This window comes from Gordonia paraffinivorans (assembly GCF_900683595.1).
GTDB lineage: Bacteria > Actinomycetota > Actinomycetes > Mycobacteriales > Mycobacteriaceae > Gordonia > Gordonia paraffinivorans.
On the sequence record NZ_CAACYD010000008.1, the window covers coordinates 1 to 5,343 of the forward strand.

Here is a 5,343-nt window from a genome sequence, read left to right on the forward strand (position 1 = left end):
GGGTTGTAAACCTCTTTCACCAGGGACGAAGCGTGAGTGACGGTACCTGGAGAAGAAGCACCGGCCAACTACGTGCCAGCAGCCGCGGTAATACGTAGGGGTGCGAGCGTTGTCCGGAATTACTGGGCGTAAAGAGCTCGTAGGCGGTTTGTCGCGTCGTCTGTGAAAATTCTGCAACTCATTGTAGGCGTGCAGGCGATACGGGCAGACTTGAGTACTACAGGGGAGACTGGAATTCCTGGTGTAGCGGTGAAATGCGCAGATATCAGGAGGAACACCGGTGGCGAAGGCGGGTCTCTGGGTAGTAACTGACGCTGAGGAGCGAAAGCGTGGGGAGCGAACAGGATTAGATACCCTGGTAGTCCACGCCGTAAACGGTGGGTACTAGGTGTGGGACTCTTTTCACGGGTTCCGTGCCGTAGCTAACGCATTAAGTACCCCGCCTGGGGAGTACGGCCGCAAGGCTAAAACTCAAAGGAATTGACGGGGGCCCGCACAAGCGGCGGAGCATGTGGATTAATTCGATGCAACGCGAAGAACCTTACCTGGGTTTGACATCTACCGGACCGCTCCAGAGATGGGGCTTCCCTTGTGGCTGGTAGACAGGTGGTGCATGGCTGTCGTCAGCTCGTGTCGTGAGATGTTGGGTTAAGTCCCGCAACGAGCGCAACCCTTGTCCTGTATTGCCAGCGCGTAATGGCGGGGACTTGCAGGAGACTGCCGGGGTCAACTCGGAGGAAGGTGGGGATGACGTCAAGTCATCATGCCCCTTATGTCCAGGGCTTCACACATGCTACAATGGCTGGTACAGAGGGCTGCGATACCGTGAGGTGGAGCGAATCCCTTAAAGCCAGTCTCAGTTCGGATTGGGGTCTGCAACTCGACCCCATGAAGTCGGAGTCGCTAGTAATCGCAGATCAGCAACGCTGCGGTGAATACGTTCCCGGGCCTTGTACACACCGCCCGTCACGTCATGAAAGTCGGTACACGAACCCGAAGCCGGTGGCCTAACCCCTTGTGGGAGGGAGCTGTCGAAGGTGGGATCGGCGATTGGGACGAAGTCGTAACAAGGTAGCCGTACCGGAAGGTGCGGCTGGATCACCTCCTTTCTAAGGAGCACACAACATCACACGTTTCTGCCAGCGTATGTCTGTGCGGCGTGTGTGTGTTCGAGGGTGAAACATCAGACACAGCCTGTGGGTTTCGTCGCCTGACGAAACATCTGGGTTGCCGCTGAGGTCGTGAGGCCGGCGGGTTGATCGTCACACTATCGGGGTTCTGAGGGAACACACGTTTTCCTCTGAGCTGCAGATCGGGTGTGTGTCGGTGAGGTGTCCTGTGGTGGCGCGGAGGCATGCAGCTGGGTGCGGTGTGTGTTGTTTGAGAAGTGCATAGTGGATGCGAGCATCTTTATTTCGCGCCGGCAAGGCTGGCGGCCCTTGTGGGGGTGGCTGGTGTTGTTGGTGTGTGATTGAGCAGAAAACTTTTGAGTTTTTGGTGATGTCTACATTCGATCCTCGTGTGCAGGGCCCTTTGTGGTTCTGTGTGTGGGGGGTTGTTTGTAGGTGTTGTTGTAAGTGTGTAAGGGCGTTCGGTGGATGCCTTGGTACCAGGAGCCGATGAAGGACGTGGTAGGCCGCGATAGTCCTCGGGGAGTTGTCAAACGAGCTGTGATCCGAGGGTGTCCGAATGGGGAAACCCAGCACGAGTGATGTCGTGTTACCACCAGCTGAATGTATAGGCTGTGTGGGGGGAACGTGGGGAAGTGAAACATCTCAGTACCCATAGGAAGAGAAAACAATAGTGATTCCGTGAGTAGTGGCGAGCGAAAGCGGAGGAGGCTAAACCATGCGCATGTGATACCGGGTAGGGGTTGTGCGTGTGGGGTTGTGGGGTTCATCTTCTTCCATCTACCTGTGGAAGCGTGAGTCAGAAAACTGTGTGTTAGGTGAAGTGGCCTGGAATGGTCTGCCGTAGACGGTGAGAGTCCGGTAGCTGAAAGCACATGGTCTTGCGTGATGTTCTCCCAAGTAGCAGCGGGCTCGTGGAATCTGCTGTGAATCTGCCGGGACCACCCGGTAAGCCTGAATACTTCCTGGTGACCGATAGCGGACTAGTACCGTGAGGGAAAGGTGAAAAGTACCCCGGGAGGGGAGTGAAATAGTACCTGAAACCGGACGCTTACAATCCGTCAGAGCCTGTGCCTCCTTTGGAGGGTGGGTGATGGCGTGCCTTTTGAAGAATGAGCCTGCGAGTTAGTGCTCGGTGGCGAGGTTAACCCGTGTGGGGTAGCCGTAGCGAAAGCGAGTCTGAATAGGGCGTTTGAGTCGCCGGGTCTAGACCCGAAGCGGAGTGATCTACCCATGGCCAGGGTGAAGCGACGGTAAGACGTCGTGGAGGCCCGAACCCACTTCAGTTGAAAATGGAGGGGATGAGCTGTGGGTAGGGGTGAAAGGCCAATCAAACTCCGTGATAGCTGGTTCTCCCCGAAATGCATTTAGGTGCAGCGTCACATGTTTCTTACCGGAGGTAGAGCTACTGGATGGCCGATGGGCCCCACAGGGTTACTGACGTCAGCCAAACTCCGAATGCCGGTAAGTGAGAGTGTGGCAGTGAGACTGCGGGCGATAAGGTTCGTAGTCGAGAGGGAAACAACCCAGATCGCCGGCTAAGGCCCCTAAGCGTGTACTAAGTGGAAAAGGATGTGGGGTCGCGAAGACAACCAGGAGGTTGGCTTAGAAGCAGCCACCCTTGAAAGAGTGCGTAATAGCTCACTGGTCAAGTGGTCCTGCGCCGACAATGTAGCGGGGCTCAAGTACACCGCCGAAGCCGCGGCACTCACACGTTAGCTTGTCGGTTCTCTACGGAGGGCCGGCCAGGTGTGTGGGTGGGTAGGGGAGCGTCCTGCATCCGTGGAAGCCACAGAGTGATCTAGTGGTGGAGGGTGTGGGAGTGAGAATGCAGGCATGAGTAGCGAAAGCAGAGTGAGAAACTCTGCCGCCGGATGACCAAGGGTTCCTGGGCCAGGCTAATCCGCCCAGGGTGAGTCGGGACCTAAGGCGAGGCCGACAGGCGTAGTCGATGGACAACGGGTTGATATTCCCGTACCCGTGTATCCGCGCCCATGCTGAATCAGTTGTACTAACCATCCAGATCCTTTCCGAGGCGCCTTCGGGTGCCCGGTGGGGTGATGCGTGGGACCTCGGCTGGTAGTAGGCAAGCGATGGGGTGACGCAGGAAGGTAGTGGGGCCAGTTAGTGGTTGTACTGGTGTAAGCCTGTAGGGCGAGGCATAGGCAAATCCGTGTCTCGTGATGCCTGAGAGGTGATGCGTAGCCGTTGAGGCGAATTCCATGATCCTATGCTGCCGAGAAAAGCCTCTAGCGAGTTGGTACACGGCCCGTACCCCAAACCGACACAGGTGGTCAGGTAGAGAATACTAAGGCGATCGAGATAACTGTGGTTAAGGAACTCGGCAAAATGCCCCCGTAACTTCGGGAGAAGGGGGACCCAGGCTGGTGAACACCCTTGCGGTGGGAGCTGGTGTGGGTCGCAGAGACCAGAGAGAAGCGACTGTTTACTAAAAACACAGGTCCGTGCGAAGTCGTAAGACGATGTATACGGACTGACGCCTGCCCGGTGCTGGAAGGTTAAGAGGACCGGTTAGTGGATTCGTCCGCGAAGCTGAGAATTTAAGCCCCAGTAAACGGCGGTGGTAACTATAACCATCCTAAGGTAGCGAAATTCCTTGTCGGGTAAGTTCCGACCTGCACGAATGGCGTAACGACTTCTCTGCTGTCTCAACCACAGACTCGGCGAAATTGCAGTACGAGTAAAGATGCTCGTTACGCGCGGCAGGACGAAAAGACCCCGGGACCTTCACTATAGCTTGGTATTGGTGTTCGGTACGGTTTGTGTAGGATAGGTGGGAGACTGTGAAGCCGGCACGCCAGTGTTGGTGGAGTCGTTGTTGAAATACCACTCTGATCGTATTGGACTTCTAACCTCGGACCCTGATCGGGTTCAGGGACAGTGCCTGGTGGGTAGTTTAACTGGGGCGGTTGCCTCCTAAAAGGTAACGGAGGCGCCCAAAGGTTCCCTCAGCCTGGTTGGCAATCAGGTGTTGAGTGTAAGTGCACAAGGGAGCTTGACTGTGAGACGTACATGTCGAGCAGGGACGAAAGTCGGGACTAGTGATCCGGCACCGGCAAGTGGAAGCGGTGTCGCTCAACGGATAAAAGGTACCCCGGGGATAACAGGCTGATCTTCCCCAAGAGTCCATATCGACGGGATGGTTTGGCACCTCGATGTCGGCTCGTCGCATCCTGGGGCTGGAGTAGGTCCAAGGGTTGGGCTGTTCGCCCATTAAAGCGGCACGCGAGCTGGGTTTAGAACGTCGTGAGACAGTTCGGTCTCTATCCGCCGCGCGCGTAAGAAACTTGAGGAAACCTGTCCCTAGTACGAGAGGACCGGGACGGACGAACCTCTGGTGTGCCAGTTGTCCCGCCAGGGGCACCGCTGGTTAGCTACGTTCGGAAGGGATAACCGCTGAAAGCATCTAAGCGGGAAGCCTGTTCCAAGATGAGGTTTCTCACCCCCTCAGCGGGGTTAAGGCCCCCCAGATCATGGGGTTGATAGGCCAGAACTGTAAGCACAGCAATGTGTTCAGGTGACTGGTACTAATCGGCCGAGGACTTACCAACAACACCACAACACCACCAGACACAAAAGTCTGAACAGTGTTCGCATCCACTATGCATCTTCTGAGACAACACACAACACAAACAAACAACTGTTGTGGTTGTTTCACAGAGTTACGGCGGCCATAGCGGAGGGGAAACGCCCGGCCCCATTCCGAACCCGGAAGCTAAGCCCTCCAGCGCCGATGGTACTGCACCTTAACCAGTGTGGGAGAGTAGGACACCGCCGAACACAACTTCAGAAAGGCCCCGTATTCGATGAACCAATCGTCGAATACGGGGCCTTTCTCATATCCCCACCACACCCGATCGTCAGTGGTCGGTGCTTCCCAACAAGGTTCGAGGGCATAGATTGGCAGCTATGAATGATCGTGATCGACCGCGTCGCGACGGGCGCGGTGAGCGGGATACGCGGGATCAACGGGATTCTCGGGGCCAGGGAGGCCCGCGGGGCCAACGCCGCGGCGGTCAGGGAGACCGCCAGGGTGGTGGCAGCAGGGGCCGCCGGCCCGATCGTCCCGGTCGTGAGCGTGCCGACCGCGGTAGCCGGCAGCCCGGTCCGCCGATCCCCGACGAGATCTCTGCCTCGGACCTCGATCCCGAGGTTCGTCGCGATCTCCTGACGCTCGACAAGGCCAACGCAG

3 rRNA genes and 1 pseudogene are annotated in these 5,343 nt (G+C 57.0%); all 4 read left to right on the top strand.

Going from position 1 to position 5,343, the window contains the following annotated elements:
• Positions 1–1,109, top strand: a 16S ribosomal RNA gene (locus E1P53_RS20345); the annotation flags it as partial.
• Between the two features lie 462 nt (positions 1,110–1,571).
• Positions 1,572–4,702: ribosomal RNA gene (locus E1P53_RS20350) — 23S ribosomal RNA — on the top strand.
• A gap of 112 nt (positions 4,703–4,814) precedes the next feature.
• A 5S ribosomal RNA gene (rrf, locus tag E1P53_RS20355) occupies positions 4,815–4,931 on the top strand.
• Positions 4,932–5,060: 129 nt separating this feature from the next.
• A pseudogene (locus E1P53_RS20360) lies at positions 5,061–5,343 on the top strand (hypothetical protein); the annotation flags it as partial.